25 protein-coding genes are annotated in these 26,628 nt (G+C 64.4%); 12 read left to right on the forward strand and 13 right to left on the reverse strand.

What is annotated here, in order from left to right; genetic code table 11:
* Positions 1–318 precede the first annotated feature (318 nt).
* Positions 319–954, reverse strand: a complete 636-nt coding sequence (locus tag GPL20_RS34640; RefSeq protein ID WP_157336576.1) for a J domain-containing protein — start codon at positions 952–954, stop codon at positions 319–321.
* Between the two features lie 127 nt (positions 955–1,081).
* Between GPL20_RS34640 and GPL20_RS34645 the strand changes: the two genes are divergently transcribed.
* A complete protein-coding gene (locus GPL20_RS34645) occupies positions 1,082–1,351 on the forward strand; it encodes a BolA family protein (protein ID WP_157336578.1) in 270 nt (89 codons plus the stop codon).
* 167 nt (positions 1,352–1,518) lie between these two features.
* Here the strand turns inward: GPL20_RS34645 and GPL20_RS34650 are convergent, their stop codons facing one another.
* The 3 genes from GPL20_RS34650 to GPL20_RS34660 form a co-directional block, all read right to left on the reverse strand.
* Positions 1,519–2,871, reverse strand: coding sequence for a hemolysin family protein (locus GPL20_RS34650; RefSeq protein WP_157336580.1), 1,353 nt, complete (start codon positions 2,869–2,871; stop codon positions 1,519–1,521).
* Positions 2,872–2,938: 67 nt separating this feature from the next.
* Positions 2,939–4,081 carry a 3-dehydroquinate synthase gene (aroB, locus tag GPL20_RS34655; protein ID WP_157336582.1) on the reverse strand — a complete coding sequence of 381 codons (1,143 nt, stop codon included), beginning with the start codon at positions 4,079–4,081 and terminating at the stop codon, positions 2,939–2,941.
* On the reverse strand, positions 4,078–4,701 hold the full coding sequence (locus tag GPL20_RS34660; protein ID WP_157336584.1) for a shikimate kinase: 624 nt from the start codon (positions 4,699–4,701) through the stop codon (positions 4,078–4,080). Before GPL20_RS34660 ends, aroB begins: the two co-directional genes overlap by 4 nt.
* Before the next feature lie 163 nt (positions 4,702–4,864).
* Here GPL20_RS34660 and GPL20_RS34665 point away from each other — a divergent pair, with 163 nt between their 5' ends.
* From GPL20_RS34665 to GPL20_RS34695, 7 genes are all read left to right on the forward strand, one after another.
* On the forward strand, positions 4,865–5,011 hold the full coding sequence (locus GPL20_RS34665; RefSeq protein ID WP_157336586.1) for a histidine kinase: 147 nt from the start codon (positions 4,865–4,867) through the stop codon (positions 5,009–5,011).
* Positions 5,012–5,028: 17 nt separating this feature from the next.
* A complete protein-coding gene (xerD, locus tag GPL20_RS34670) occupies positions 5,029–5,988 on the forward strand; it encodes a site-specific tyrosine recombinase XerD (RefSeq protein WP_157336588.1) in 960 nt (319 codons plus the stop codon).
* Between the two features lie 274 nt (positions 5,989–6,262).
* Entirely contained in the window at positions 6,263–7,225 is a 963-nt protein-coding gene (locus GPL20_RS34675; RefSeq protein ID WP_157336590.1) for an acetyl-CoA carboxylase carboxyltransferase subunit alpha, read from the forward strand.
* 409 nt (positions 7,226–7,634) lie between these two features.
* Positions 7,635–9,227 (forward strand): L,D-transpeptidase family protein, encoded by a 1,593-nt coding sequence (locus GPL20_RS34680; protein WP_167533343.1) that lies wholly within the window; start codon positions 7,635–7,637, stop codon positions 9,225–9,227.
* 100 nt (positions 9,228–9,327) lie between these two features.
* On the forward strand, positions 9,328–10,176 hold the full coding sequence (locus tag GPL20_RS34685; protein ID WP_157336594.1) for a protein NO VEIN domain-containing protein: 849 nt from the start codon (positions 9,328–9,330) through the stop codon (positions 10,174–10,176).
* A 148-nt stretch (positions 10,177–10,324) separates the two neighbouring features.
* Positions 10,325–10,555 (forward strand): AbrB/MazE/SpoVT family DNA-binding domain-containing protein, encoded by a 231-nt coding sequence (locus GPL20_RS34690; protein ID WP_157336596.1) that lies wholly within the window; start codon positions 10,325–10,327, stop codon positions 10,553–10,555.
* The gene (locus GPL20_RS34695) at positions 10,552–10,956 is read left to right on the forward strand and encodes a PIN domain-containing protein (RefSeq protein WP_254125478.1); all 405 of its coding nucleotides are present in this window, start codon (positions 10,552–10,554) and stop codon (positions 10,954–10,956) included. The genes GPL20_RS34690 and GPL20_RS34695 overlap by 4 nt, the downstream gene beginning before the upstream one ends.
* A gap of 37 nt (positions 10,957–10,993) precedes the next feature.
* On the opposite strand, the gene GPL20_RS34700 is transcribed toward GPL20_RS34695, so the two are convergent.
* The 7 genes from GPL20_RS34700 to GPL20_RS34730 all read right to left on the reverse strand — a co-directional run bounded on the left by GPL20_RS34700 (position 10,994) and on the right by GPL20_RS34730 (position 18,493).
* A complete protein-coding gene (locus tag GPL20_RS34700) occupies positions 10,994–11,689 on the reverse strand; it encodes an ABC transporter ATP-binding protein (RefSeq protein WP_212435103.1) in 696 nt (231 codons plus the stop codon).
* Positions 11,682–12,416 carry an ABC transporter ATP-binding protein gene (locus GPL20_RS34705; RefSeq protein WP_157336598.1) on the reverse strand — a complete coding sequence of 245 codons (735 nt, stop codon included), beginning with the start codon at positions 12,414–12,416 and terminating at the stop codon, positions 11,682–11,684. The genes GPL20_RS34700 and GPL20_RS34705 overlap by 8 nt, the downstream gene beginning before the upstream one ends.
* Positions 12,403–13,500: a branched-chain amino acid ABC transporter permease gene (locus GPL20_RS34710; RefSeq protein WP_157336600.1), complete on the reverse strand. Its 1,098-nt coding sequence runs from the start codon at positions 13,498–13,500 to the stop codon at positions 12,403–12,405. Before GPL20_RS34710 ends, GPL20_RS34705 begins: the two co-directional genes overlap by 14 nt.
* A gap of 6 nt (positions 13,501–13,506) precedes the next feature.
* Positions 13,507–14,721, reverse strand: coding sequence for a substrate-binding protein (locus GPL20_RS34715; protein ID WP_157336602.1), 1,215 nt, complete (start codon positions 14,719–14,721; stop codon positions 13,507–13,509).
* A gap of 4 nt (positions 14,722–14,725) precedes the next feature.
* Positions 14,726–15,583 (reverse strand): branched-chain amino acid ABC transporter permease, encoded by an 858-nt coding sequence (locus GPL20_RS34720; protein ID WP_157336604.1) that lies wholly within the window; start codon positions 15,581–15,583, stop codon positions 14,726–14,728.
* 33 nt (positions 15,584–15,616) lie between these two features.
* The gene (locus GPL20_RS34725) at positions 15,617–17,131 is read right to left on the reverse strand and encodes an amidase (RefSeq protein WP_254125480.1); all 1,515 of its coding nucleotides are present in this window, start codon (positions 17,129–17,131) and stop codon (positions 15,617–15,619) included.
* 177 nt (positions 17,132–17,308) lie between these two features.
* Positions 17,309–18,493, reverse strand: a complete 1,185-nt coding sequence (locus GPL20_RS34730) for a substrate-binding domain-containing protein (protein ID WP_254125482.1) — start codon at positions 18,491–18,493, stop codon at positions 17,309–17,311.
* A 179-nt stretch (positions 18,494–18,672) separates the two neighbouring features.
* Here GPL20_RS34730 and GPL20_RS34735 point away from each other — a divergent pair, with 179 nt between their 5' ends.
* Entirely contained in the window at positions 18,673–19,116 is a 444-nt protein-coding gene (locus GPL20_RS34735; RefSeq protein ID WP_025576502.1) for a MarR family winged helix-turn-helix transcriptional regulator, read from the forward strand.
* 652 nt (positions 19,117–19,768) lie between these two features.
* Here GPL20_RS34735 and secA read toward each other — a convergent pair.
* Positions 19,769–22,609, reverse strand: a complete 2,841-nt coding sequence (secA, locus tag GPL20_RS34740; protein ID WP_157336608.1) for a preprotein translocase subunit SecA — start codon at positions 22,607–22,609, stop codon at positions 19,769–19,771.
* Between the two features lie 354 nt (positions 22,610–22,963).
* Between secA and GPL20_RS34745 the strand changes: the two genes are divergently transcribed.
* From GPL20_RS34745 to mutT, 3 genes are all read left to right on the forward strand, one after another.
* Positions 22,964–23,911: a peptidylprolyl isomerase gene (locus GPL20_RS34745; protein ID WP_157336610.1), complete on the forward strand. Its 948-nt coding sequence runs from the start codon at positions 22,964–22,966 to the stop codon at positions 23,909–23,911.
* 103 nt (positions 23,912–24,014) lie between these two features.
* Positions 24,015–25,256 carry a bifunctional glutamate N-acetyltransferase/amino-acid acetyltransferase ArgJ gene (gene argJ, locus GPL20_RS34750; protein WP_157336612.1) on the forward strand — a complete coding sequence of 414 codons (1,242 nt, stop codon included), beginning with the start codon at positions 24,015–24,017 and terminating at the stop codon, positions 25,254–25,256.
* Positions 25,257–25,266: 10 nt separating this feature from the next.
* A complete protein-coding gene (gene mutT, locus GPL20_RS34755; RefSeq protein WP_130215853.1) occupies positions 25,267–25,677 on the forward strand; it encodes an 8-oxo-dGTP diphosphatase MutT in 411 nt (136 codons plus the stop codon).
* 124 nt (positions 25,678–25,801) lie between these two features.
* Here mutT and GPL20_RS34760 read toward each other — a convergent pair.
* Positions 25,802–26,628, reverse strand: an 827-nt coding sequence (locus tag GPL20_RS34760) for a methyltransferase domain-containing protein (RefSeq protein ID WP_246251179.1), incomplete at its 5' end; no start/stop codon positions are given.

Genomic DNA, 26,628 nt, shown 5'->3' on the forward strand with positions numbered 1-26,628 from the left:
GTAGTCCGGATGGAGCGAAGCGCAATCCGGGAAAGTGGTCGTTGTGTGAGAAGCCCCGGATTACGCTTACGCTCCATCCGGGCTACGGGGCGGCGTTCCCCACTCCGCCGTCGTCCCTGCGAACGCAGGGACCCATACCGCGTGATCTATCGGTGAAATGAAGGTGTGCGTACCGCGGGAAGACACGATTCACTGCGAGTCTTCGCCAAAGCTCTCCCTGTGGCTATGGGTCCCGGATCGGCGCTCCGCTTCGCTGCGCTTGTCCGGGACGACACCGAGGGCGTGGCGCCGCGTGCCCACGCGGCTCTCAGCGAAGCCCTACGCCTCGCGCACCACCGTCTTCAGATAATTATACGCCTTGATGATCTCGATCAGGCGGTCTTCGGTGGAGCGGTCGCCGCCATTGGCGTCGGGGTGGTGCTGCTTCACCAGGGCCTTGTACTTGGTCTTGACGTCGGCGAGCGTCGCATCGGGGCCGAGGCCCATGACCTGGAGCGCCTTGCGTTCGGCATTCATCACCTTGCGCGTCTCGGCCTTGGGCTGGGCCTCCGGGCCGCGGCGCCAGTTGGCGCGGCCGTTGATCTCACTGAACATGCTGAACGGATCGAAGGCGCCGTCGATCTCGGCTTCCGAACCCTTCTTGACGCCGCCATTGGCGCCCATCTTCCAGGTCGGACGATGGCCGGTCAGCGCATCCTTCTGGTAGCGCGCGACGGCATCGGCATTCATGCCCGAGAAGAAATTGTAGTTCTGGTTGTACTCGCGCACGTGATCGAGGCAGAAGTGCCAGTACTCGCGCGAATTCTCGCGCCCCTTCGGCGCGCGGTGGCTGCCCTTGTTCTGGCAGCCCGTCCATTCGCAGGCGACCACCGTCTCGCGCGGCTTCGCTTCCGGCTGCTTGCCTCGCGGCTTGACGCGGATGGAGTCGAAGAACTTTGATGAATCGATCGGCATGGCTGACTTTGACTACGCAATGCAAAAACCTTCAAGTCTTGACATTGCAATTAGCTGAGCACCCGGTCGCAATTACCTAGAACTCCCGGGTATTGACGGGGTGCGAACGCGCACCTTAATGGCACACATGGCTATCAGAGACATTATCAGCAACAAGTTGCAGGAAGCTTTCTCGCCGGAAAGCCTGCAAGTCGTCGACGAGTCACATTTGCATGAGGGGCACGCCGGCCACCGACCGAGCGGCGAGACGCACTTCCGTGTTTATATCGTATCTGCCGCCTTCAAAGGGAAGACCCGTGTCGACCGCCACCGCATGATAAATTCAGCGCTGGCCGCGGAACTCTCCGGCGGCGTGCACGCACTCGCGATTCACGCGCAGGCGCCGGGGGAAGGGTAGCGCTCCTCACCCTCCCCTGCGAGGAGCCCTGCGGGCAGTACGAAAACGGTCGTCATGCCCGGGCTTGTCCCGAGCATCCACGTTTTTGGTGCAGCAAGTAAGACGCGGATGGCCGGGTCAAGCCCGGCCATGACGATGTGGATGCTTGAGCGCCAATAGCTGCTGCGTCAAAACGACGTCCCGGCCCGCCTCGGCTTTGCCTCTTCCAGCTCCGCCTCGCGCGGCACCGGTGAAATACGGAGCGCGGTGATGCGGTTGCGCTCGCGGCGCAGGACGCGGAAGCGGAAGCCGTGGAAGGTGAAACTCTGGCCGCGATCGGGGATCGAGCGCGCCTCGTGAATGACGAGGCCGGCAACCGTGGTTGCCTCTTCGTCAGGCAGATGCCAGTCCATGGCGCGGTTGAGATCGCGGATCGGCACCGAGCCGTCGACGACGACCGAGCCATCGGGCTGGGTGCGTACCCCCGCCACCACCACGTCATGCTCGTCGGAGATGTCGCCGACGATCTCCTCCAGGATGTCTTCCAGCGTCACGAGACCTTCAACTTCGCCGTACTCGTCGACGACGAGCGCGAAATGGGTCTTGCGCCGGCGGAACGCCTTGAGCTGCTGGGATATCGGCCGCATTTCCGGCACGAACCAGGGCGGCAGCATGATGCTGGCAACGTCGATGCGCGAGGTATCTCCCTCCGATGCGCGGATCGCCCGCAACAGATCCTTGGCGTGCAGAATGCCGATGATGTTCTCCGTCTTGTCGCGCCACAGCGGAATCCGTGTGTATTCGGTGGCCAGCACCTCCCGCACCAATTCCTCCGGCGGCAGGTCGGCATTGATCATCACCATGGCGGTGCGGTGAACCATCACGTCGGACACGGTCAGGTCACCGAGGCGGAAGACGTTGTGAATGTACTCGGCCTCGCCGCTCTCGATCTGGCCGTGGACGGCCGATTCCTCAACCAGACCCTCGATCTCGGAGTTCGTGAGGATCTCGTGCTGGGAAAATTCCTGGACCCCGATCAGGCGCAAGATCGCACTCGACGCGGTGTTGAGACACCAGCTCAGCGGATAGAAGACCAGGTAGGAGACGTGAAGCGGATATGCGATCCATTGCGACACGGGCATCGGCTCCCGGATCGCAAACGTCTTCGGCACCTGCTCGCCGATAATGATGTGCAGCGAGGAAAACACGAGAAAGCCCGCCACGAACGAGGTGAAGTGCAGCGTGCCCTCGGACAATCCCAGCGGACGGAGAACCGGGCTCAGCAGCGCAGAGACGGTCGGCTCACCGATCCAGCCGAGGCCGAGGGAGGCCATGGTGATGCCGAGCTGGCAGCATGCGAGATAGGATTCGATGTTCCCCATCATCGTCTGCAGCAGGCGCGCACCGAAGCGATTCTGCTCGACCATCGCCTTGACCCGAAACCCCCGGCTCTTCACCAGGGCGAATTCGGCCGCCACGTAGAATGCGTTGGCGGCGAGCAGGAGGACCGCAAGCAGCAGATTGATCGAGATCGAACTCATGTTTGCCTCGCGGCCGCCCCGGCATTCCGCGCCGTTTCGCGGGCGGCAGATCCAGACGAGCCCGCCATCACTGCGACAATTTCGCCTTCAGGAAATCGCGCACCGGCGCCGGCTCGACATCCTTCGCGATCACGGCGCGGCCCACGGCCTCCAGCAGGATGAAGGTCAACTTGCCGCGCTTGACCTTCTTGTCCTGCGCCATCAGCGCCATCAGCGCGTCGGTGTCGGCAAGGCCCTCCTGCGCGAAGCCGGCGATGTCCTGCAAGCGCGTCGGCAGGCCGGCCTCGATGAGGTGACGCTCGACGCGGGCGGCATCGGCCTCGCCGATCATACCCAGTTTCGCCGAGAACTGCGCCGCCAGCGTCATGCCGATCGCGACGCCCTCACCATGGAAGAGACGGTCGGAGAAGCCGGTCGCCGCTTCCAGCGCGTGACCGAAGGTGTGACCGAGATTGAGCAGCGCACGCTCGCCGGTCTCGCGCTCGTCACGCGAGACGACACCCGCCTTGGCGCGGCAGGAGGTCGCGATCGCATGCTCGCGCGCGGAGCCGCCCTTGAAGATATCGGCGTGGTTCGTCTCCAGCCACGTGAAGAAAGCCTCGTCGCCGAGCACGCCGTATTTGGCGACCTCGGCATAACCGGCGCGGAACTGCCGCGGCGACAGCGTATCGAGCACGGCGGTGTCGGCGATGACCAGCACCGGCTGGTGGAAGGCGCCGAGCAGGTTCTTGCCCTGCGGCGAGTTGATGCCGGTCTTGCCGCCGACGGAGGAATCGACCTGCGCCAACAGCGAGGTCGGCACCTGCACGAAATCGACGCCGCGACGCAGGATCGCCGCGGCAAAGCCGGCGAGATCGCCGACCACGCCGCCGCCGAGCGCGATGACGAGATCGTTGCGCTCGATCCTGGCGGCGATCAGGGCTTCGCTGACCTTCTCCAGGCCGGCATAGGTCTTGGAGATCTCGCCTTCCTCGACCACGATGCGCGAGGTCGGGATGCCCGCGGCCGCAAGCGAAGCCTCGGTGGGCTCGAGCCAATATTTCGCGACGGTACGGTCGGTCACGATGGCGGTGCGCACGCCGGGGCGCAAGGCGGCGACCCGCTCGCCGAGCGAGGCCAGCACGCCGCGGCCGATGACGATGTCATAGGCGCGATCACCGAGCGCGACGTCGACGTTGACAGGATCGGAATGTTTCAACGGCGCAGTCATCGTGCGGCACTCGCGACATCGGAAGGTGGTTGGGATGCCTGTTCGCCGCAGAGATGGGTGCGCAGCGTCTCGATGCACTCCTCGACGATCTTGTCGTGCGGCACGTCGCGCGAGGCGATGGTGAGGTCGGCATGGCTATAGACCGGCTCGCGCTCGGTGAGCAGGCGCGTTACGGTTCCCTCGGGATCGGCGGTCTGGAGCAGCGGGCGATCGGCGCGGCGGCGGACGCGGCGCATGATGACGTCGTGGTCCGCCTTGAGCCAGATCGAGACCGCCTTCGCCGCGATGCGCTTGCGCGTCTCCTCGCGCATGAAGGCGCCGCCGCCGGTCGCCAGCACGATCGGGCCGCCGTCGAGCAGACGCGCGATCACCCGGGCCTCGCCGTCGCGGAAATGCGGCTCGCCGTGACGCTCGAAGATTTCCGGTATGGTCATGCCGGCCGCCGCCTCGATCTCGGTGTCGGCATCGACGAAGGGCAGCTTGAGCCGGGCCGCCATGCGGCGGCCGATGGTGGATTTGCCCACCCCCATCATGCCGACGAGCACGATCGAGCGCGCCCCCAGAGCCGACAGGATGTCGGCCTCAGGGGAAGCTTGGATCGGCAACGCAGCGTCGGACATTTGGATCTTGCTCTGGATCTCGCTCGATCTGCCGCCAAAGGCGGCATGCTTTGGCCACCTATACGACCCCGCAGGGGGCCTCGCCAGAGGACTCTTGCCACGAAACGGCGAACATGTTGGATGATTTCATTGGTTAATTTGCCATGCCCCGAGACCTTTCCCGATGCCCAGCCTGTTCCGCTTCCTGACGGTCGTCGCCGTGATCGCCGGCATCGTCTATGGCGTGATCTTCGCGCTGGCGAACTTCGTCAGCCCCAAATCGCGGGAAATGACCGTGACGATCCCGCCTGACAAATTTCTCAAGAAATAGGAGCTAGCGTACGGGGCATGCGCGCAAAGCCCTCAGATGCCAAGCTCACCGGCCTGTTCCTCGACATGCTCGCGGCGGAACAAGGCGCCGGCCCGAATACGCTGGATGCCTACCGCCGGGACCTCACCGATTTCTCGGATTTTCTGACCCGCGCCGGGCATAGCTTTGCCGACGCCGACACCCAGACGCTGCGCGACTACCTCGCCGATCTCGACACGCGCGGCTTCAAATCCACCAGCGTCGCCCGCCGCCTGTCGGCGATGCGGCATCTCTACCGCTTTCTCCTCAACGAGCGCATCCGTGGCGATGATCCCGCCGCGATCCTGTCCGGCCCCAAGCGCGGCCGCGGCCTGCCAAAGGTGCTGTCGATCGCCGACGTCGACCGCATGCTCCGCCGCGCCAAGGAGCTGAGCGAGGCCGAGGAGGCTTCGCCAGCCAAGCGGCTGCGGAGCTTGCGGCTCTATTGCCTGCTCGAGGTGCTCTACGCCACGGGCCTGCGCGTCTCCGAGCTGGTGGCGCTGCCGCGCTCGGCGGCCAAGCGCGACGCACGCATGATCGTGGTGCGCGGCAAGGGCAACAAGGAACGCCTGGTGCCGCTCAACGACGCCTCGCGGCAGGCGATGGCGGATTATCTTGCCGCGACGGAGGCCGCGAAGACGGAGAAGAAAAAGGACAGCCTCGCCGCCTCGAAATGGCTGTTCCCGTCGTTCGGCGAGAGCGGGCATCTGACGCGGCAGCATTTTGCCCGCGACCTCAAGGAGCTCGCGGTCGCCTCGGGGCTGCAGGCCCGCCTGGTTTCCCCGCACGTGCTGCGCCACGCCTTTGCCAGCCACCTTCTGCACAACGGCGCGGATTTGCGCATCGTGCAGACCCTGCTCGGCCACACCGACATCTCCACGACCCAGATCTACACCCATGTGGTCGAGGAGCGGCTGAAGAGCCTCGTGCGCGACCTGCACCCGCTGGCGGAGAAGTAGGCCGTAAACGGTAGCCCGGATGGAGCGCAGCGAAATCCGGGACTGTCACCTCGCGGAAAGACCTTCCCGGATTGCGCTTCGCTCCATCCGGGCTACGGGCGCCCCCACGAAACCGCCTTGACTTCGGCCACATCTCCGCAGAAAGAGCCGTGGCCTCATGACTGATTTGGCCGGCGCCAGGAGCACACAGGCCAACTCATTGAAGAAGCTGAACTTCTTTACTCCGGTCTAAATCCGCTTCGCCGCCTCGCCCCGTCCTCCCTATATTGAGTTGATGCAAGACCAGATGCGCAGCTATCTCGACTTCGAAAAGCCCGTCGCCGAGCTTGATTCCAAGGTCGACGAATTGCGCGCGCTGGCCGCCTCCGGCACCGACATCACCGATGAGATCGGGCGGATCGAGGACAAGGCGGCACAGGCGCTGGCCGACCTCTATCTGAACCTGACGCCTTGGCAGAAGACGCTGGTCGCGCGGCATCCGCAGCGGCCGCATTTCAACGACTTCATCAAGGGCCTGATCACCGAATTCACCCCGCTCGCCGGCGACCGCAAGTTCGGCGAGGACGAGGCGCTGGTCGCCGGCTTCGGCCGCTTCCGCGGCGAGCCGATCTGCGTGATGGGCCAGGAGAAGGGCGATTCCACCGAGAGCCGCATCAAGCACAATTTCGGCATGGCGCGGCCGGAGGGCTATCGCAAATGCGTGCGGCTGATGGAGATGGCCGAGCGGTTCGGCCTGCCGGTGCTGTCGCTCGCCGATTCCGCCGGCGCCTATCCCGGCATCGGCGCCGAGGAGCGCGGCCAGGCCGAGGCGATCGCGCGCTCGACCGATGCCTGCCTGGCGCTGGGCGTGCCGAACGTCGCCATCATCACCGGCGAGGGCATGTCGGGCGGCGCCATCGCCATCACCACGGCCAACAAGGTGATGATGCTGGAGCATGCGATCTACAGCGTGATCTCGCCGGAGGCGGCGTCCTCGATCCTCTGGCGCGACGGCACCAAGGCGCAGGAAGCCGCCAACAACATGAAGATCACCGCCCAGGACATGCTCCGCTTCGGGGTGATCGACAGCATTTTGAAGGAGCCGGTCGGCGGCGCCCATCGCGACCCCGCCGCTATGATCGCCACCACGGGCGATGCCATCGCCAAGGCCTTTGACGAGCTCAGCGGCCTCGACGCCGACGCCATCCGCAAGCAGCGGCGGCAGAAATTCCTCGATATCGGCCGGAAACTGGGCTGATTCGGGCGCGTTTGGGCCCCACCCCGCCGTCGTCCTGGCGAAAGCCAGGACGACACTGAATTTGACGCCAGGCCAAACCGCGCCGGACCACCCCGGTAACCCGGCGTTAACCCTTTTTTTGCCCAAATCAGCGATCTCTGTTCCAATCGGGCCGAAAGGCCCAAGTTACGTCCCAAGTCGCGTCCATTCAGTCTTCGTTGACCATGCCACTGGGCCAACGGGCTCGTGATCCCCGCTCGGGTTGCGACCACATGACCCAGAGGTTAGAATTTTAATCAATGGCTTCAGGGCATAAGCGCTGGAGCGTGGTCTGAAAAAAGCCCGTCACGACGGGTCCGGTTCTCCGGCCAGGCCATGCTCCAAAAGATTGGGGTTCGCGCCGCTTGCCCGGCTCGGTGTGGGGTCGATCTTGATTTCTCGTTCGCTTGCTCGCGCGTTTTTGGCTTCGGTCGCGCTTGCCGCCAGTCTTGTGCTGGCCGGCTGCGACACCGACCAGGTCTCGCTCGCGACCAACGCCAAGGCCAACCAGCCGGTGCCGCCAAAGCTGCTCGCCGCGATGGTCGAGAAGGACATGGATCTGCAATCGCCGATCCTGGTCCGCCTGTTCAAGCAGGAGGCCGAGCTCGAGGTCTGGAAGCAGACCCGCAACGGCCAGTTCGCGCTGCTCAAGACCTATCCGATCTGCCGCTGGTCGGGCGATCTCGGCCCCAAGGTGCGTGAGGGCGACCGCCAGGCGCCGGAAGGATTCTACTCGATCAACCCGGGCCAGATGAATCCGCAGTCGGCCTATTATCTGTCGTTCAACACGGGTTATCCGAACGCGTTCGATAAGGCGCTCGGCCGCACCGGCTCGCAGCTGATGGTGCATGGCGACTGTTCGTCGCGCGGCTGCTACGCCATGACGGACGAGCAGATCGCGGAGATCTATTCGCTCGGCCGCGAGTCCTTCTTCGGCGGCCAGAAGGCGTTCCAGCTCCAGGCCTATCCGTTCAAGATGACGCCGGTGAACATGGCCAAGCACCGGAACAATCCGAACATGGCGTTCTGGAAGATGATCAAGGAAGGCTACGATCATTTCGAGGTGACGCGGCAGGAGCCGAAGGTCGATTTCTGCGAGAAGAAATACGTGTTCGACGCGGCGAAGCCGGCGGACGCCAAGCGCGATCCGGTGTTCGACGCCTCGGCAAAATGTCCGGCCTATGTGATCCCCGAGGACATCGCCAGCGCTGTGCGCGAGAAGCAGGCCAAGGACGAGACGGAATACGCTAAGCTCGTCGCCAAGGGCACGCCGGTGGCGCGCATGAACACCGGCATCGACGGCGGCATGAACAAGGTGTTCGCCGCGAAGATTCCGGAAGGCTCGACCGGCCTGTCGGAAGGCGCCGAAGGCACCACGCTGCAGATGCTGGCGATGGCGAAGGCGCCCGGCACCATTCCCGGCCACGTCAATCCGCCGAAACCGAATCTCGATGCGGCCGCGACCGCGCCGCGGGAAGAGCCGGTCACAGCCGTCAGCGCGCCCGCGACCAGCACCCGCGTCGCCGCCGCTGCACCGGCCGAGAAATCCCAAGAGAAATCGCAAGACAAATCGCAAGGCGGAGGCTTCTTCTCGAACCTCGGCCGCAAGATGGGCTTCGGCACCGCCGACACCACGGCGACCACGCCGCCGCCACAAGCCACCGCGTCCGCAGCTCCGGCCCAGACCTCCACGACGCCGCCCACGGCAGCATCGCGGCTCAAGGCCGCAGTGACCCGCTTCGTGCCCGGCCATGACAAGCCCAAAGATACCGTGAAGGATGCAGCGAAGGACGCGCCGAAGCCGGCTGCGGTTGCCGCCAAGCCCGCCGAGCCGGCGAAGCCGGCCGAAACCAAGGTCGCCGCAACGCGCCCGGCGCTGAAGCCGTCGGGGAGCGATGGTGCCGGTGACAGCGGGCAGATGGCTGGCGCCGCGCCGGTGGTGTCGTCGAATTCATTCGACAGCCGGTTTGGGGCGGTGAAGTAAAGCGATTTAGTCGCTCTCGAACTTTCACTCCTTATGGCATTGCGCACCGAGATTGCGCCCAGTGGCCTCCCTGATACTCTCTGGGTCCGAGGGGCGAGACTTGGATCGGGAGAATACTGAAGGGATTGCTGGAACACCCTGGACGGAGAGTGAACTCTCCGCCGTGGTCGACAGCTATTTTCGGATGCTAACTTCAGAGAGAGCGGGCGTCGCCTACAGCAAGGCGCAGAGCCGGCGCCAGCTTATGAAAATCGTCCGTCGGTCCGAAGGCTCAATCGAACGCAAGCTTCAAAACATCTCCGCCGTTCTCGATATGCTCGGGACACAGTGGATCAACGGCTACAAACCGTTGGCGCATTATCAAGATGCGTTGGTGGCTGCAGTTGAGCGCAACGTTCGAGGTACGCCGGATTTTCTTTACCCCGCAAGCACGGACACTCAACCGCTGGCGCTCAACGACGATGCCGTTTTCGTTGTTCCGCCGTCTGTCGCGGACTTCGACAAGACACTGACGCCCGCCGTCCGGCGATTAGTCGGGAAGTTCGACCCTGCCGAGCGCGATGCGAGAAATCGCGAGTTGGGGAAAGCCGGAGAGAAATTCGTTGTGGAGTTCGAGCGCGACCGTTTGCGGCGTGCTGGGCGCGAAGATCTTGCTGATGGCGTTCGCTGGATTTCCGATCTCGACGGGGATGGCTACGGTTACGACGTCCGATCTTTCGAGCCTGATGGCCAAGAGCGGCTGTTGGAGATCAAGACGACCTGCGGACACGAACGCACAGCGTTCTGGCTCACGAGAAGGGAGGTTGAAGTCGCTGCAGAGAAAAGTGATCGATATCGAATTCGACGTGTATTTCACTTTCGTAACCGCGCGCAAATGTTCGAGATCGCTCCACCGCTTGAAAATGCACTCTTCATGACGCCGACCACGTATTCTGCCGAACCAAGATAGCGCCAGGCTCCAATTCTTAGGCGCTTAGCGCAGATAGTGGTTAGTATCGAGGCGTCCAGCACGGTCGAAACGGGCCTTGAGGCCCCCTTGCATCATGGAATATCCGCTCTATGATATACATCAACTTTGTATATCATGGAGCAGGCCGATGCTGGTCTCCAAATGGGGCAACAGCCTCGCGGTTCGCTTACCCAAGGCACTCGTCGAAGCCTTGAACCTGTCGCCCGGGGACGAGCTTAACGTAGTGGAAGCCTCGAAAGGTCAGCTCGCAGTGGAGAAGGTCGACAGGCAAGCGGAATTTCTCAAGCAGGTGGAGCAATTCCGATTCCCCCTGCCCGAAGGTTACAAATTCAACCGCGATGAAGCGAACGAGCGGTGAGTGCGTTCTTCGACACCAACATTTTGATCTATGCCTTTTCGACCGATACCCGGCGCGAGCGGGCGCTGAACACGATTGCCGGCGGCGGCGTCATTAGCGCGCAGGTGCTGAACGAGTTCACGAACGTGCTGCGCAAGAAGCAGAGGCAGGACTGGTCGGTCGTCGAGGCAGCCGTGCAGTCCATTCGTTTCCGTTTTCCCGACATCGTGCCAATCACGGCCGACACCCACGCGGCGGCCATCGCGCTCGCCCGTGATCACACTCTCGCATTCTACGATGCACTGATCGTTGCCACCGCGCTCGAGGCAGGCTGCAACTCGCTTTACAGCGAAGACCTGCAGCATGGCCGTAGTCTCGGCGGCCTCACCATCGTCAATCCGTTTCTTCAGAGCATGCCGTGACTATCGTGCGCCATGCAATTTGACGGCAGTCGCGGCCCTACGGCGCCAGATACCGCATCAGTTCCGGATTGCCCCTCACCTCGCCCGCCTCCCCCTGCAGCGCGACGCGGCCGCGGTCGAGCACGTAGGCGTAGTCGGCGACGCGCAAAGCGAGGTCGAGGTGCTGCTCGACGATGATGACGGCGATTGACTTCGCAAGCTCGATCAGGCGTTCGGTGATCTCCTCGATCACGCCGATCCAGACGCCTTCGGTGGGTTCATCCAGCAGCAATAGCTTGGGATCACCGAGCATGGCGCGGCCGATGGCGAGCATCTTGCGCTCGCCGCCGGAGAGCGTGCCGGCAGGCTGGTCGAGGCGCTGGCCGAGCTTCGGGAAGATGGTCAGCACGCGATCGACCGCAGCGCTATCCTTGCTCGCGAGCGAGCCGACCGCGAGATTGTCGCGGACCGACAGGCGCGCGAACACCGAATGCTCCTGCGGCACGTAGCCAATGCCGGCGCGGACGCGTTCCTCGGTGCGGCGGCGACTGATGTCGCGGCCGTCGAAGGCGACCTCGCCCTTCCACGCCGGCAATTCGCCGACGATGGTCTTCATCAGCGTGGTCTTGCCGGCGCCGTTGCGGCCGAGCACCGCGACGCCGCCGCGCCAGGGAATGCCGAGGGTGACGTCGAACAGCACCTGGCTGCGGCCATAGCCGGCGTCGAGATGCTTGATATCCAGAAATTCAGGCACGGCGCAGATAAATCTCCTGGACGGATGTGTTGGCCTGGATCTCGGACACGGTGCCCGATGCCAGCACCTTGCCCTGGTCGAGCACGGTGAGGCGATCGCAGATGTCGCGGATGAAATCGAGGTCGTGCTCGACGATGACGAGCGAGCAATGCTTTTTGATCGGCTGGAGCAATTCGCCGGTGACGCGGCGCTCCTCCAGGCTCATGCCGCCGGTCGGCTCGTCCAGCAGCAACAGCTTCGGCTTGCCGGCAAGCGCCATCGCGATCTCCAGCCATTGCTGCTGGCCGTGCGACAAGGCAGCCGCCGCATCGAAGGCGCGGTCGGCGAGGCGAAATTGCCTCAGCATGGTCATGACCTGATCGTGCAGCGCGCCCCGCGTGCGCGAGAACACGAGATCGAACAGCGAGCACTGCGCCTGGAGCGCGAGCAGGATGTTGTCGTAGAGCGTCAGCGACGGCAGCACGCTGGTGATCTGGAATTTCAGGCTCATGCCGGCCCGGGCGCGCTCGGTCGGCGTGAACGTCGTGATATCGCTGTTGACGAAGGAGACCTTGCCCTGCGTCGGCACTTCGGCACCCGCAATGCACTTCATCAGCGTGCTCTTGCCGGAGCCGTTCGGGCCGATCAGGCCGTGAAACTCGTTCTCGCCGACGGTGAGCGCGGCATCGTCGAGCGCGGTGAGCTTGCCGAACACCTTCCTGATGCCGGCGGCTTCAAGGAGCGGCATTGCGCTTCTCCTTTGCCTTGGCACCAAAACTGCCGACCCGCTCGCGTTCGCCCAAGACGAAGCTGATCAGGCCGAGCGGCCGGAACAGGATCACGAGCAGCAGCAGCACGCCCAGGATGATCGGCCAGACGTCGCGGTAATTGTCTGACAGCCAGAAGCTGACGCCCTCGACGATGACGGTGCCGATGACGGCCCCGATCAGCGTGCCGGAGCCGCCGAACAGGACGTAGAGCACGACCTGCGTCGAGACCACCACACCGACCATGTTGGGCCAGACAAAGCCCTCGTGGAAGGCATAGAGGCTGCCGGCAAGGCCTGCGATCGCCCCGCCGATGGCGAAGATGATCGCCTTCAGATGCTGCGCCTTGTAGCCGAAGAAGGCGATGCGCTGCTCGTTCTCGCGCAAGCCTGCGAGCGCGAGGCCGAATTGCGAGCGCACCAGGAAGCGGCAGAGCAGGTAGACGACGACGAGGATGCCGAGGACCAGGTAGTAGAATGCCGGCCCTTCCGAGAACTCGTAACCACCGAGCGTCATCGGCGCGATCGAGGGGATGCCGTTCTGGCCGCCGAGATAGTACCAGCCGCGCGCCAGGCGATCGGCGGCGTAAGAGCCGGTCAGCGTGCCCAGCGAGACGAAGATCACGCTGGAGGGATGCCGCCCGAGCAGCAGGAAGCCGCCGAGCAGCAGCGCGAAGGTGAGGCCGATGATGGTGCCTGCCGGCAGCACCAGGAAGATGTTGGTGATGTCGAGGTCGCGTGCGAGCAGCGCCACGCCATAGCCGGCCGAGCCGAAGAACAGGGCCTGGCCGAAGCTCATGATGCCGGCGTAGCCCCAGACCAGATCGAACGACAGCGCGAACAGCGCCAGGATGATCACGCGCGTCGCGAACACCGTGAGGTAGTCCTGCAGCACCAGTGGGGCGAGCAGGGCCGCGACGAGCACGACGCCCTCGACGATCGGCAGGACCTTTCGACCTGCCTTGACTTGTTTCCTGGCCTGTCCCGCTGCCACGCGTTCAGCCATCGCGTCGTCCGCTTCGTCGCCGGCGATGGCCTCTCTTACCACACTCATCGACTTCAGCATTCCGCCTCAGCATTCCTTGGGATCGACGAGGCCGTTGCTGCGCCCGACGATCTCGTAATTCCCGCTTTTGGCGACCGCGGTGTACATCTTCATCTTGCAGTGCCGCTTGCCCGGCACCATCTCGGCTGGTCCCCCAGGGCCTTCGGCGATCTTGGCGTGGTCGAGCGCGGCGGCGACCGATTCACGATCGATCTTGCCGGCCTCCTTGACGGCGGCCTCCCACAGCTTCAGGCCGCGATAGGTGCCGGTGGCGGCGCTGCCGGCGGCGAACAGGAAGTTGCCCGGAAAGTCCTTCTCGTAGGCCGCCTGGATCTTGGCGTCGAACGGGTTCTCCTTGGTCAGCACCTTGAAATAGTCGAGGCAGCTTGCGAGGCCCTCGATCTCGGCGGCCTGATTGATGTTGAGCGTGTTCTCATCATAGTAGACGCAGGCGAGACGCCCGCCGTTCTTGAGGAAGCCGGCTTCATAGAGCTGCTTGAAGAACGGGCCGACGCCCGGCGGAATGACGGTGTTGAAGACGACGTCGACCTTGTTGGAGACGATGCGGTTGACGGTCGCGGAGAAATCGACCTGGTCGAGGGGATAGTATTCCTCGAACACGACCTCGCCGCCGTTCTGCTCGATCACCTTGCGGGCATAGACGTTGAGTGTGTGCGGCCAGACGTAGTTGGCGCTCGGCAGCGCGAATTTCTTGCCGCCGTTCTTGATCAGCCAGGGGATGAACTCGTCGCATTGCTGCGCCGGCGTCGGTCCGGTGCAGAACAGATACGGCGTGCACTCCTTGCCCTCATAGAGCTGCGGGTAGATGTAGAGCGTCTTGCCGCGCGCCACGATCGGATCCTTGATCGCGTTGCGCATCGACGAGGTGATGCCGCCCAGCACCATGTCGACCTTGTCGCGCTGGATCAGCTTGCGAACGTTGCCGACGGCGACGGATTCGTTGGAGGCGGTGTCCTCGATGTAGAGCTCGAGCGGACGGCCGAGCAGGCCGCCGGCGGCGTTGATTTCCTTGATCACCATCTTGGCGACATTGGCGTCGGCATTGCCGGCATAGGCGATCGGGCCGGTGAGGTCCGTCGCAATGCCGACCTTGATCGGGGCCTCGGCCGCATTGGCCCAGGGCGCCGGGATCACCCAGCTGCCGACGCCGGTTGCGACCGCGCCGGAGGCAAAGGCGAAATTGGAGAGAAAGCGGCGTCGCGAAATCTGAGTATCGAACATGTGATTAAACCCCTTTTCCAGCGATGAGGCCCTGCGGGCGGAATTTGATGAAGACGATGGCGAGCACGAAGACGAGCACGTCGGCGACGACGGGCGCCATCACCCAGGGCAACGCGGCACTGAGCGTGCCGATGACCCCGGCGCCCGCGACCGGGCCGATGAAGGAGCCGACGCCGCCGACCATCACGGCGACAAAGCCCTGGATCAGGAAGCGCAGGCCGAGATCCGCGTACAGGCTGAACACCGGCACGATCAGCGCGCCGGCAAGCCCGGCAAGCGCGGAACCGAAGGCGAAGGTGGCACCGTACATCAAGGGCGTTGAAATGCCGGAAGCCCGCGCCAACGACGGATTTTCGAGCGTGGCGCGCATGCGCAGGCCGAAGCTCGTGCGCGACAGCAGCAGATAGCAGCCCGCCATCACCAGCAGCGTGATGACGATGATGGTGAAGCGCCAGGCCGAGATGTGCATGGCGCCGATATCGATGGAGCCGCCGATCGGTTCGGGCACGGTGAGATAGAAGCCGCCGATCAGGCCGCGCACGGATTCGCGGATGATCAGGCCGAGCGCGTAGGTGCCGAGCATGGCCACGATCGGCGCGGCGTAGAATCTGCGGATGATCAGCGCCTCCAGCACGAAGCCGAGCGCGCCGACCAGGACGGGCGCGGCGGCCATGCCGGCCCAGATCGGCAACCCCTTGGCGTAGGCGAGCCAGGTGATGTAGGCCCCGAGCAGGACGAACTCGCCTTGCGCGAAGTTGAAGATACCCATCATGCTGGCGATGATCCCGAGCCCCAGCACGATCAGGACGATGATCGCGCCGAAGCTCAGGATCTCGAACGCCGCGACGAACGCGTTAGCCATGCGCTGCGCTTCCGGCCTGCATCAACAGACCTTTCACATCTTCTTCCAGTCGCCGTTCTGCTCGAAGGCATGGGCGGCGCGGTAGATGGTGGCTTCCTCGAACATACGGCCGACCAGCATCAGGCCGACCGGCAGGCCATCGACCATGCCGCAGGGCAGCGACATCGCGGGATGATGGGTGATGTCGAACGGCGCGGTGTTGGAGATCATCTCCAGCGCGCGGGCAACGTATTCCTCGCGGCTGGCGTTGGGCTCCGGCAGCTTGGTCGCCTTCATCGGCGTGGTCGGCATCAGCAACAGATCGTAGTCCCCGAACGCCTTGTCGTAGGCCGCGGTCAGCCGTCGCGAGATGTTGAGCGCCTTGCCGTAGAAGCGTGGGCCGAAATTGTTGTTGATGTAGGTGCCGAGCATCATGAACAATTTCGTGGTCTCGGACAGCGAGTCGGCCTGCCGGCGCCAGCCGCGATGGAAATCCATCAGCGAGGTCGAATAGAGATCGCCGCGGCTGAGGCCGTAGCCGTCGCCGAACATCATGGTCTGGGTCAGGCCTTCGGTGCCGATCGGGGTCCAGATCGCGCCGCCCAGGAGATGCATCGGGATCGAGACCGTCTCGACGCTGGCGCCGAGATCCTTGAAGCGTTTCGCCGCCTCGCGCACGCTTTCATTCACCGCGGCCTCCGCGGTCGGCTGCTCAAAGCCTTCCTTGACGATGCCGATCTTCATGCCCTTGACGCCCTGGCCGAGCGCCTTGGTGTATTCCTCGACCTTCGGCGCCTTGATGCGCGGATCGTAGCCGTCGTCGCCGGCGAGCACTTCGAGCAGCAGCGCGTTGTCGGCAACCGTCGCCGTCATCGGGCCGGTATGGTCGACGTAGATTTCGATCGGCATAATCCCGGTATAGGGCACGAGGCCCCAGGTCGGCTTCATGCCGTAGATGCCGCAGAACGAGGACGGCATGCGGATCGAGCCGCCCTGATCGCCGCCGATCGCCATGTCGACCTCGCCGAGCGCAACCACGACGCCCGAGCCTGACGACGAGCCGCCGGCCGAGTAACCCATCTTGTGCGGATTGTGCACCGGCCCGTAGGAGCCGGTGTGGCTGCCGCCGGACAGGCAGAAGTGCTCGCAATGCACCTTGCCCTTGATCTCGGCGCCGGCATCCAGCATGCGCGTGACGATGGTGGCGTCGAAATCGGGCACATAGCCTTCCAGCGTCGACGAGCCGTTGGTCATGGGCACGCCGGCCAGCATGATGTTGTCCTTCAGCGCGACGGTCTTGCCCTTGAGCTTGCCGCTGGCAGCGCCCTTCACGGTCGACTTGCGGTACCAGGCGTTGCGCGGGTTCTCCTCGGCCGAGGGCCGGTAGCCCGGCGTGCGCGGGTATTTGACCTCCGGCACCTCGTCCGGCATCGCGGCAACGAGATTGTAGGCCTCGATCGAGCCCTGCATCAGGCCGCGGAACGAGGCGATGTCGTCGTCGGTGAGCGAAAGGCCGCACTGCTCGGCGACGCTGCGAAGTTGGGCTGGCGTGGGAAGGACAACTGTCACGGCGCTCTCCTGAAGTTTCTTGAAACGATCCCTTGAAACGGTCCCTTGGAACTGTCCCTTGGGCGCGGCCGCCCATGCGCGACGCGCACCATCGGCCTCGCCGAAACATTCAAAACGGAAATATTTTCCTTTTCAAGTATTATTTTGAATTGAAGCGTGCGCGGATCGCCGCGCGTGTCAGATCGGCTTGATCAGCCTGAAGTCGAGACCGTCGGCTTCGGCGAGATGCATCGGCGTCCGCGCATGCCCATTGCGAACGGTGACCCGACCGCGGGCGCCGCTGTAGACGATGTTGCGGCCGGCTGCGAGCATCGGCCCCATCGACAGCGAACCGGCCTTGTTCGCGACCGCTTCGAGAAAGCGCAGGCCTTCGTAGCTGGACTGCCCGACCGAGCCGATCGGCGGAGCGTTCGGCCCGAACATCGCGCGATAGCGGCTCTGGAAGTCGTCATTGGCGCGCGTGCCGGTGCCGGTGAAATAGCCCGAGGCGCAGAACATGTTCTCGCTGTTGTCGGCGCCGATGCCGAGCAGCACGGTTTCGTCCATGGCCCCGGCCAGCCGCAGCGTGGTGGCGCCAAGGCCGCATTCGCCGAAGGCACGATTGAATGTGATGCTGTCGGTGCCGATCAGCGAGATCAGCACGACGTCCGGCCTTGCGGCTCGGATGCGCGCCAGATGCGGCTCGTGATTGTCCTCGCCGAGGGGAACGAACTCCTCGCCGACGACGTGGCCGCCGGTTTCCTTGATGTAGTTCTTCACGGCGCGGTGCGACTGCCAGGGCCAGACGTAGTCGCTGCCGATCAGGTACCAACGCGTCGCCCTCTTGACGTCGGCGAGCCAGTGGATCGACGGCCGGCTCTGCCAGCGCGGCGTCTCGCCGATCGCCATCACGCCGGGTGTGCGCTCGCCGCCTTCGTAGACCGGCGTATAGATGTAGGGAATGCGATGACGCGTGGTGACGTCGCGCAAGCCGACGCGGACCGCGCTGGTGTGCAGCCCGACGATCAGATCGACCTCGTCGAACGCGATGGCCTGCTCGGCGCGGTTCAACACTTCATCGAGCGGCCCGCCGGCGTCATATATCGAAAGCTCGATCTCGCGGCCGAGGAGGCCGCCGCGCTTGTTGATCTCGGCGACCGCGAGCCGCGCGCTGTTGGTGGCGCAAGGCCCCCAGACTCCGGGTGAACCGGTGCAGCAGATGAAACCGCCGATGCGCAGCCTGTTGGCGCCCCGCCGCCTGAAGAAGGCGTGATCGCTCGGCGACAACGCAGCATCAGCCGCCGATGACGACAGATTCCTGAACAGCAATGACGGCGGCAACGCCGGGCCGCCATGAGCCGGGAAGTTCACCGTCGCGCGCACGCCAACTCCTGTCTGACACCAGACCTGAAAGCACATTGAGCAGGCGGCCGCGGCTTCCGCCCTTTTGTTGGGCAATGATCCTATTTTGAAAATATTGAATATTCAACAATTGAAGTGCATATAGATGCAGCATTGATTGCAAGACATTCACTCATTTGGGTCAAGACGAAGTCTTAGCCGTGGCAAAACCGTCGAAAGAAAACTCCCCGATCACCGAACACCTCGCCTACCTGCTCGCGCAAGCCAACCGGGAAATCAACCGGCAGCTCGAACTGCGGTTGAGCAAGGAAGGCGTGCCGGTCGAGCAGTGGCGCATTCTCAAGGTGCTGTCGGATGGCAACGGCCATTCGATGGGCGAGCTCGCCGACGCCGTGCTGCTCAACCATCCGACATTGACCAAGATGATCGACCGCATGGTCTCCGACACGCTGGTCTATCGCGTGCAGGACCCGAACGACCGCCGCAAGGTTTTGATGTTCATCTCCGACCGCGGCAAGGTGCTGTGCAAGAAACTCAACTCGCTCGCGGTGGACCAGGAGGAGCACATCCTGGAAAGCTACGGCGACAAGTCGACCAGCGAATTGAAGCGGCTGCTCGAGAGCCTGATCGACAGCTCGAATTGAGCGATGGGCAGCGCGTCTCGCTGCACGGCAGTAGCCCGGATGGAGCGTAAGCGCAATCCGGGTCTTTCCCCGAACAACGACAGAATTCCCGGATTGCGCTTCGCTCCATCCGGGCTACAAGGCGGCTTACGAGTTCTCTCGACACGTCGTCCCGGACAAGCGCAGATCCGGGACCTCCGCGCGAGCGTTTGCGCTCGTCGCGATAACCACAGGATTGGATTTGGCGAAGACTGCTGGTTGCGCTTTCTCGCGCGGTACGACGACTGCGCGCCGTCGATAGATTCCGCGGTATGGGTCCCTGCGTTCGCAGGGACGACGATGTGGTGGGAGCTGCGCACCACACACTCAGCTGTCATCGCCCGCGCAAGCGGGCGATCCAGTATTCCAGAGACGGATGAGATTGAACCGGGAGGCCGCGGCGTACTGGGTCGCCCGGTCAAGCCGGGCGACGACGGTGGGGGACACGCTCGTGCCCTACCCCGTCATTGCGAGCCAACGGGTCCGCGCGGAGCGCGGCCCGATAACAGGCTCCGCGAAGCAATCCAGAATCTGTTCGCGGAAAGATTCTGGATTGCTTCGTCGCAAGTGCTCCTCGCAATGACGGTCGAAAGTGAAGCGCGAACATCGCGCCCCACGTTCGCGGAGCTAGCTGCTACGCGTACCGCCCGTGGCAGTGCTTGTACTTCTTGCCGCTGCCGCAGGGGCAATCCTCGTTGCGGCCGACCTTGCCCCAGCTTGCGGGGTTCCTGGGATCGCGCAGCGCCGCGTCGGTCGCTTGCGGGGCGAGCGTGACGCTGGCGAGGGCCATTTCGTCTTCGCCGGTATCCGGATTGAGCTTGTGCGCTTCCATAGTCGGCAGCACCGGGGCTTCCTGCTCCGGCGGGATGATCTCGACCCGCATCAGCTGCGCCGTGACGGCCTCGCGCAGATGCGCGCTCATCTCCTGGAAGAGGTTGAAGGCCTCGGTCTTGTACTCCTGGAGCGGATCGCGCTGGCCGTAGCCGCGCAGGCCGATGACCTGGCGCAGATGGTCGAGCATGATCAGGTGCTCGCGCCAGAGATGATCGAGGGTCTGGAGCAGGATGGTCTTCTCGACGTAGCGCATCACGTCGGGACCCCATTGCGCGACCTTGGCCGCCATATGCTCGTCGGCCTTGGTCTCGATGCGCGTGAGCAACTCCTCGTCGGCGATGCCCTCCTCCCTGGCCCAGTCGTCGACCGGCAGGTCGAGATCGAGCACGCGCTTGAGCTCCTCCTTCAGGCCGGCGACGTCCCACTGCTCGGCATAGGCATGCTCGGGCACGTGCTTGGCGACGAGATCGTCGATGAAGGCGTGACGCATGTCGGCGATGGTCTCGGCGACGCTCTCGTCCTTCATCAGGTCGACGCGCTGGTCGAAGATCACCTTGCGCTGGTCGTTCTGGACGTTGTCGAACTTGAGCAGGTTCTTGCGGATGTCGAAGTTGCGCGCTTCGACCTTCTGCTGCGCCTTTTCCAGGGCCTTGTTGATCCAGGGATGGATGATCGCCTCGCCCTCCTGCAGGCCGAGACGCTGGAGCATGCTGTCGAGACGATCCGAGCCGAAGATGCGCATCAGGTCGTCTTCGAGCGACAGGAAGAACTTCGAGCGGCCGGGGTCGCCCTGACGGCCGGACCGGCCGCGGAGCTGGTTGTCGATGCGGCGGGATTCATGCCGCTCGGAGCCGATGATGTAGAGGCCGCCGGGCTTCTTCACGGTCTTGGCGGGCTTCGAACCCTTCGCCGGCTCGATCTCGACGGTCTCCTCGGCCTTCAGCACGATGTCGCGGAAATGCGCGATGTCGGCCTTGATCTGCTCGATCTTCTTGGCCTTCTCGGCCTCGTCGGTGATCGCGGCGGTCTCCTGCTGGATGCGCATCTCCAGCGAGCCGCCGAGCTTGATGTCGGTGCCGCGGCCGGCCATGTTGGTCGCGATCGTGATCGCGCCGGGGACACCGGCTTCAGCGACGATGTAGGCTTCCTGCTCGTGGAAGCGCGCGTTCAGCACGGCGAACAGCTTGGCCGGCTTGCCGGCGCGGGCCGCGGCATAGAGCTTGTCGAGCGCGTTGTCCTTGCCGAAGTCGATCTGCTTGTAGCCGTTCTTCTTGAGGAATTCGGCGAGCACTTCCGACTTCTCGATCGAGGCGGTGCCGACCAGCACCGGCTGGAGCCGCGAATTGGCGCGCTCGATCTCGGCGAGGATCGCGCCGTATTTTTCCTGCTGGGTACGGTAGACCTCGTCGTCCTCGTCGAGGCGCGCGATCGACAGGTTGGTCGGGATCTCCACGACTTCGAGCTTGTAGATGTCGAACAGTTCGTCCGCTTCGGTCGCGGCCGTGCCGGTCATGCCCGCCAGCTTCTCGTACATGCGGAAGTAGTTCTGGAAGGTGATCGAGGCCAGCGTCTGGTTCTCGGGCTGAACCTGGACGTGCTCCTTGGCTTCGAGCGCCTGGTGCAGACCTTCCGAGTAGCGCCGGCCCGGCATCATGCGGCCGGTGAACTCGTCGATGATGACGACCTCGTCGTCGCGGACGATGTAGTCCTTGTCGCGCGTGAACAGCGTATGGGCGCGCAGCGCCTGGTTGATGTGATGCACGACGGAGACGTTCTCGACGTCGTAGAGCGACTCGCCCTTGAGCTGGCCGGCATCGCGCAGCAGCGTCTCGATCTTCTCCATGCCGGCTTCGGTCAGCGTCACCGTGCGCTGCTTCTCGTCGACCTCGTAGTCGGACTTGTCGAGCTTGGGCAGGAAGCCGTCGATGGTGTTGTAGAAGTCGGAGCGGTCGTCGAGCGGGCCGGAGATGATCAGCGGGGTGCGCGCTTCGTCGATCAGGATGGAGTCGACCTCGTCGACGATGGCGAAGAAGTGCGGCCGCTGGACCATGTCCTCGAGCCGGTACTTCATGTTGTCGCGCAAGTAGTCGAAGCCGTATTCGTTGTTGGTGCCGTAGGTGATGTCGCAGGCATAGGCCGCCTTGCGCTCGGCATCGTCGAGACCGTGGACGATCACGCCGGTGGTCATGCCGAGGAAGCCGTAGATCTGGCCCATCCAGCCGGAGTCGCGGCGGGCGAGATAATCGTTGACGGTGACGACGTGGACGCCCTTGCCGGCGAGCGCGTTCAGGTAGACCGCGAGGGTTGCCACCAGCGTCTTGCCTTCGCCGGTCTTCATCTCGGCGATGTCGCCCTCATGCAGCACCATGCCGCCGATGAGCTGGACGTCGAAATGGCGCTGGCCGAGCGTGCGCTTGGCGGCCTCGCGCACCGTGGCGAAGGCCGGCACCAGCAGGTCGTCGAGCGTCTTGCCCTCGGCAATCTGCTTCTTGAACTCGGCGGTGCGCGCTTTCAGCGCCTCGTCGGAGAGCTTCGAGACTTCGGGCTCCAGCGCGTTGATCGCGTTGACGCGGGACTGATATCCCTTCACCCGCCGGTCGTTGGCGGAGCCGAAAAACTTGCGGGCGAGCGCGCCGATCATGCCTAGTTCCTGTGTTCGCGATTTAACCGCGTTGCAGCCAAGAAGTTGTCACCCTTTTGCCTATCAACTCACCGTGACGCCTGATGGCGCTTTTGGCCCGGACTGCGGGGCTCATCCGCCATATGGGTGGGAATTGGGCAAGTCTGGGTTCAACGGCCAAAAACGCAGCAAAATAAACGCCATCGCCATGGACGCGACCGCGCAGAGATATGGCCCGGTCAGGGCCTTGTCAACGGCGGCCGCCTTGCCGCTAATTCATCATTTTGACAGACTTTTCGCGTTGCCAAGCCCCCCTGAATTGGGCGAGTGTCCGCCCCGCTCGAGCAGCCCCCTGCTTCAACAAAAGGATTTTCCATGACCACCTCGTTCCCGGTAACCACCGGCCAGCGTTTCCGCCATGCCTCCGCCTTGGCTGGCTGCCTCGCTTTGGCGCTGTCCCTGGCGTTCGCGGGCCCGCTCCGGGCCGCCGACGATCCGGTGCTGGCGAAGGTCAATGGCGCGGAAATCAAGAAGAGCGACGTCGCGATGGCCGAGGAGGAACTCGGGCCCAGCCTCGCCCAGATGGACCCGGCGACCAAGGACGAGAACGTCCTGTCCTTCCTGATCGACATGAAGATCGTCGCCAAGGCGGCTGAGGACAAGAAGGTCGGCGACAGCGAGGAGTTCAAGAAGCGCCTGGCGTTCGCCCGCAACCGGCTGCTGATGGACAGCCTGCTCGCGGGCGAGGGCAAGGCCGCCACCACCCCCGACGCCATGAAGAAGGTCTATGAGGAGGCCTCCAAGCAGATCACCGGCGAGCAGGAAGTGCGCGCCCGCCACATCCTGGTCGAGACCGAGGACGAGGCCAAGGCGGTGAAGGCCGAGCTCGACAAGGGCGCCGATTTCGCCGAGCTGGCCAAGAAGAAGTCCAAGGATCCGGGCTCTGCCGACGGCGGCGACCTCGGCTTCTTCACCAAGGAGCAGATGGTGCCGGAGTTCTCGGCCGTGGCCTTTGCGCTCGAGCCGGGCAAGATCTCCGACCCCGTGAAGTCGCAGTTCGGCTGGCACATCATCAAGGTCGAGGAAAAGCGCAACCGCAAGGCGCCGGACTTCGAGCAGGTCAAGGCCCAGATCGAGAACTACGTCACCCGCAAGGCTCAGGCCGACTACGTCGCCAAGCTGCGCGCGGAAGCCAAGGTCGAGCGCTTGGACCAGGCGGATGCATCCAAGGATGCCAAGCCGGATGCTAAGCCGGCCGACCCGGCCAAGCCTTCTGACGCAAAGCCGTCCGACAGCAAGATGGCGCCGCCGGCGAAGAAGTAAGAATTCGCTGTCACTTCGGTGACGTGAAGAGTATCTAAGCCTTCGTGATGCCCGGCCCTGTGCCGGGCATCTGCATATTCAGACCTCACCAAGGCGCCCCGCGATGTCCTCCTCCGTCTCTCCCCTCGCCCCGAAACACGTTCCCGAGATGCCCGTGATCGCGGGCGTCCGTCTTGCGACGGCCGAGGCCGGCATCCGCTACAAGAACCGCACCGACGTGCTGCTGGCGGTGATGGACAAGGGCACCGCGGTCGCCGGCGTCTTCACCAAATCGAAATGCCCGTCCGCCCCCGTGGAATGGTGCCGCGCCAAGCTGAAGGGCGGCAAGGCACGCGCCCTCGTCGTCAATTCCGGCAACGCCAACGCCTTCACCGGCAAGACCGGCCGGGCCTCCACGGCGCTGACCGCGAAGATCGCGGCCAAGGCGGTGGGGTGCAGCGAGAGCGAGATCTTCCTGGCCTCGACCGGTGTGATCGGCGAGCCGCTGGACGCGACCAAGTTCGACGGCGTGCTCGGCCGTCTCGCCGAGACCGCCGAGCCCGGCGATTATCTCGCCGCGGCCAAGGCGATCATGACCACCGACACCTTCCCGAAGGTCGCGACCGCGACCGTGAAGCTCGGCAAGGCCAAGGTCACCATCAACGGCATGGCCAAGGGTGCGGGCATGATCGCGCCCGATATGGCGACGATGCTGTCCTTTATCTTCACCGACGCGCCGATCGCGCCGGCCGCGCTCCAGGCCCTGCTCAAAAGCGGCGTCGAGGACACCTTCAACGCGGTGACGATCGACGGCGACACCTCCACCTCGGATACCCTACTCGCCTTCGCGACGGGGGCTGCGGCCGAGCACGGCGCGCCGAAGATCAGCCGCGCCAGCGACCCGCGCCTCAAGGCCTTCGTCAAGGCGTTCAATCAGATCCTCGCCAATCTTTCCGAGCAGGTGGCCCGCGACGGCGAAGGCGCGCGCAAGCTGGTCGAGATCACCGTGGAGGGCGCCAAGACCAAGGCCTCGGCGCGCAAGATCGCGATGTCGATCGCGAACTCGCCGCTGGTGAAGACCGCGATCGCCGGCGAGGACGCCAATTGGGGCCGCGTGGTGATGGCGGTCGGCAAGGCCGGCGAGCCGGCCGACCGCGACAAGCTGTCGATCTCCTTCAACGGCATCCGCGTCGCCAAGAGCGGCGCGCGCGATCCGTCCTATGACGAGGCGCAGGTGTCGGACGCGATGAAGGCGCCGGAGATCGCGATCAAGGTCTCGCTCGGGCTCGGCAGGGGCCGCGACCGCGTGCTGACCTGCGATCTGACCAAGGAGTATGTCGCGATCAACGGGGATTACAGGTCGTAGCTGAAAGCCGATGGCCGATCTCAAACTGACACTGGTGGTGGCCTGCGCGCTGGTCGACGCCGACAAGCGCGTCCTGATCGCGCAGCGCCCCGAAGGCAAGGCGCTGGCCGGCCTCTGGGAGTTCCCCGGCGGCAAGCTCGAGGCGGGCGAGCGGCCGGAGCAGAGCCTGATCCGCGAGCTCCACGAGGAACTCGGCATCACCGTCGCCGAGCCGTGCCTGGCGCCGCTGACCTTTGCGAGCTACGGCTACGAGACCTTCCACCTGTTGATGCCGCTCTACATCTGCCGGCGCTGGGAGGGGCAGGTCACCGCACGCGAAGGCCAAAACCTGGCCTGGGTTCGCGCCAACAAGCTGCGCGACTACCCGATGCCGCCAGCGGACATTCCGCTGATCCCGCATTTGATTGATCTGCTGATGTGAATTTTCACGACCGTCATTCCGGGGCGCGCGACAGCGCGACCTATGGTGCGCAATTGCGCACCTGAGAATCTCGAGATTCCGGGTTCGGTCCTGCGGACCGCCCCGGAATGACGGCACCAACAGCCTACGTCTCTCCCGCCTTCTTCACCGCCTCCGCCAGGCTCGCTTTCGCCGACCCCGGCTTGAGCGGCTGCTGCTGGCTCGCATGCGGCGCCCAGCCGGAGAGCCAGATGATGTCGAAGGTGGCGCGAATGCGGCCGTCGGCATCGGCAAAGCGCTCGGTGTAGATGTCGGCCATGCGCAGCAGCGTCGCGCGGCGCGTCGGCGTGCGCCGCCGCTCGATCAGCACATTGGCCGCACCCATGCGGCGGAGATCCTGCATCAGCGCGAACGCGTTGCCATAGCGCACCACGACACGGTCGACGTCGGTCACCGGCAGCGCAAAGCCCGCCCGCTGCAACAGTGCGCCGATGTCGCGCAGGTCGGCGAACGGCGCCACGCGCGGCGAAACGCCGCCCTCGCATTCGGCTTCCGCCGCAGCAAAAGCCTGACGCAGCTCGGTCAGGCTGTCGCCGCCGATCATCGCGGCGAGCAGCAACCCGTCCGGCTTCAGCGCGCGGCGGATTTGCGCGAGCACGCCCGGCAGATCATTGACGAATTGCAGCGCCAGCGCCGAGACGACGAGATCGAGGCTTTCCGGCGCGAAAGGCAACGTCTCCGCAGCCGCCGCATCGGGTGCGATGCGCGCGATGGCGGGCAGCCGCGTGCGCAACGCCGCGAGACCCTCGCCGGGCGTCCAGAGATCGGCCGGTGCGTGAAACTCGCGCATCACTGCCGCCAGCCGATCGGACATGTCCTCCGCGACGCGATCGAGCAGGAAGGTCACCGGCCCTTGCGCCAGCGCGCGACGCTGCCGCGCATGCAGCAATGCGCGATCGAACAGGGCGGGCG

The sequence above is a fragment of the Bradyrhizobium cajani genome, from assembly GCF_009759665.1.
Classification (GTDB): Bacteria; Pseudomonadota; Alphaproteobacteria; order Rhizobiales; family Xanthobacteraceae; genus Bradyrhizobium; species Bradyrhizobium cajani.

Excerpts from the sequence above, each read along its gene's own strand:
- GPL20_RS34640 (WP_157336576.1), bottom strand. The coding sequence starts at position 954 with ATGCCGATCGATTCATCAAAGTTCTTCGACTCCATCCGCGTCAAGCCG.
- GPL20_RS34645 (WP_157336578.1), top strand. The coding sequence starts at position 1,082 with ATGGCTATCAGAGACATTATCAGCAACAAGTTGCAGGAAGCTTTCTCG.
- GPL20_RS34650 (WP_157336580.1), bottom strand. The coding sequence starts at position 2,871 with ATGAGTTCGATCTCGATCAATCTGCTGCTTGCGGTCCTCCTGCTCGCC.
- aroB (WP_157336582.1), bottom strand. The coding sequence starts at position 4,081 with ATGACTGCGCCGTTGAAACATTCCGATCCTGTCAACGTCGACGTCGCG.
- GPL20_RS34660 (WP_157336584.1), bottom strand. The coding sequence starts at position 4,701 with ATGTCCGACGCTGCGTTGCCGATCCAAGCTTCCCCTGAGGCCGACATC.
- GPL20_RS34665 (WP_157336586.1), top strand. The coding sequence starts at position 4,865 with ATGCCCAGCCTGTTCCGCTTCCTGACGGTCGTCGCCGTGATCGCCGGC.
- xerD (WP_157336588.1), top strand. The coding sequence starts at position 5,029 with ATGCGCGCAAAGCCCTCAGATGCCAAGCTCACCGGCCTGTTCCTCGAC.
- GPL20_RS34675 (WP_157336590.1), top strand. The coding sequence starts at position 6,263 with ATGCAAGACCAGATGCGCAGCTATCTCGACTTCGAAAAGCCCGTCGCC.
- GPL20_RS34690 (WP_157336596.1), top strand. The coding sequence starts at position 10,325 with ATGCTGGTCTCCAAATGGGGCAACAGCCTCGCGGTTCGCTTACCCAAG.
- GPL20_RS34705 (WP_157336598.1), bottom strand. The coding sequence starts at position 12,416 with ATGCCGCTCCTTGAAGCCGCCGGCATCAGGAAGGTGTTCGGCAAGCTC.
- GPL20_RS34710 (WP_157336600.1), bottom strand. The coding sequence starts at position 13,500 with ATGCTGAAGTCGATGAGTGTGGTAAGAGAGGCCATCGCCGGCGACGAA.
- GPL20_RS34715 (WP_157336602.1), bottom strand. The coding sequence starts at position 14,721 with ATGTTCGATACTCAGATTTCGCGACGCCGCTTTCTCTCCAATTTCGCC.
- GPL20_RS34720 (WP_157336604.1), bottom strand. The coding sequence starts at position 15,583 with ATGGCTAACGCGTTCGTCGCGGCGTTCGAGATCCTGAGCTTCGGCGCG.
- secA (WP_157336608.1), bottom strand. The coding sequence starts at position 22,609 with ATGATCGGCGCGCTCGCCCGCAAGTTTTTCGGCTCCGCCAACGACCGG.
- GPL20_RS34745 (WP_157336610.1), top strand. The coding sequence starts at position 22,964 with ATGACCACCTCGTTCCCGGTAACCACCGGCCAGCGTTTCCGCCATGCC.
- argJ (WP_157336612.1), top strand. The coding sequence starts at position 24,015 with ATGTCCTCCTCCGTCTCTCCCCTCGCCCCGAAACACGTTCCCGAGATG.
- mutT (WP_130215853.1), top strand. The coding sequence starts at position 25,267 with ATGGCCGATCTCAAACTGACACTGGTGGTGGCCTGCGCGCTGGTCGAC.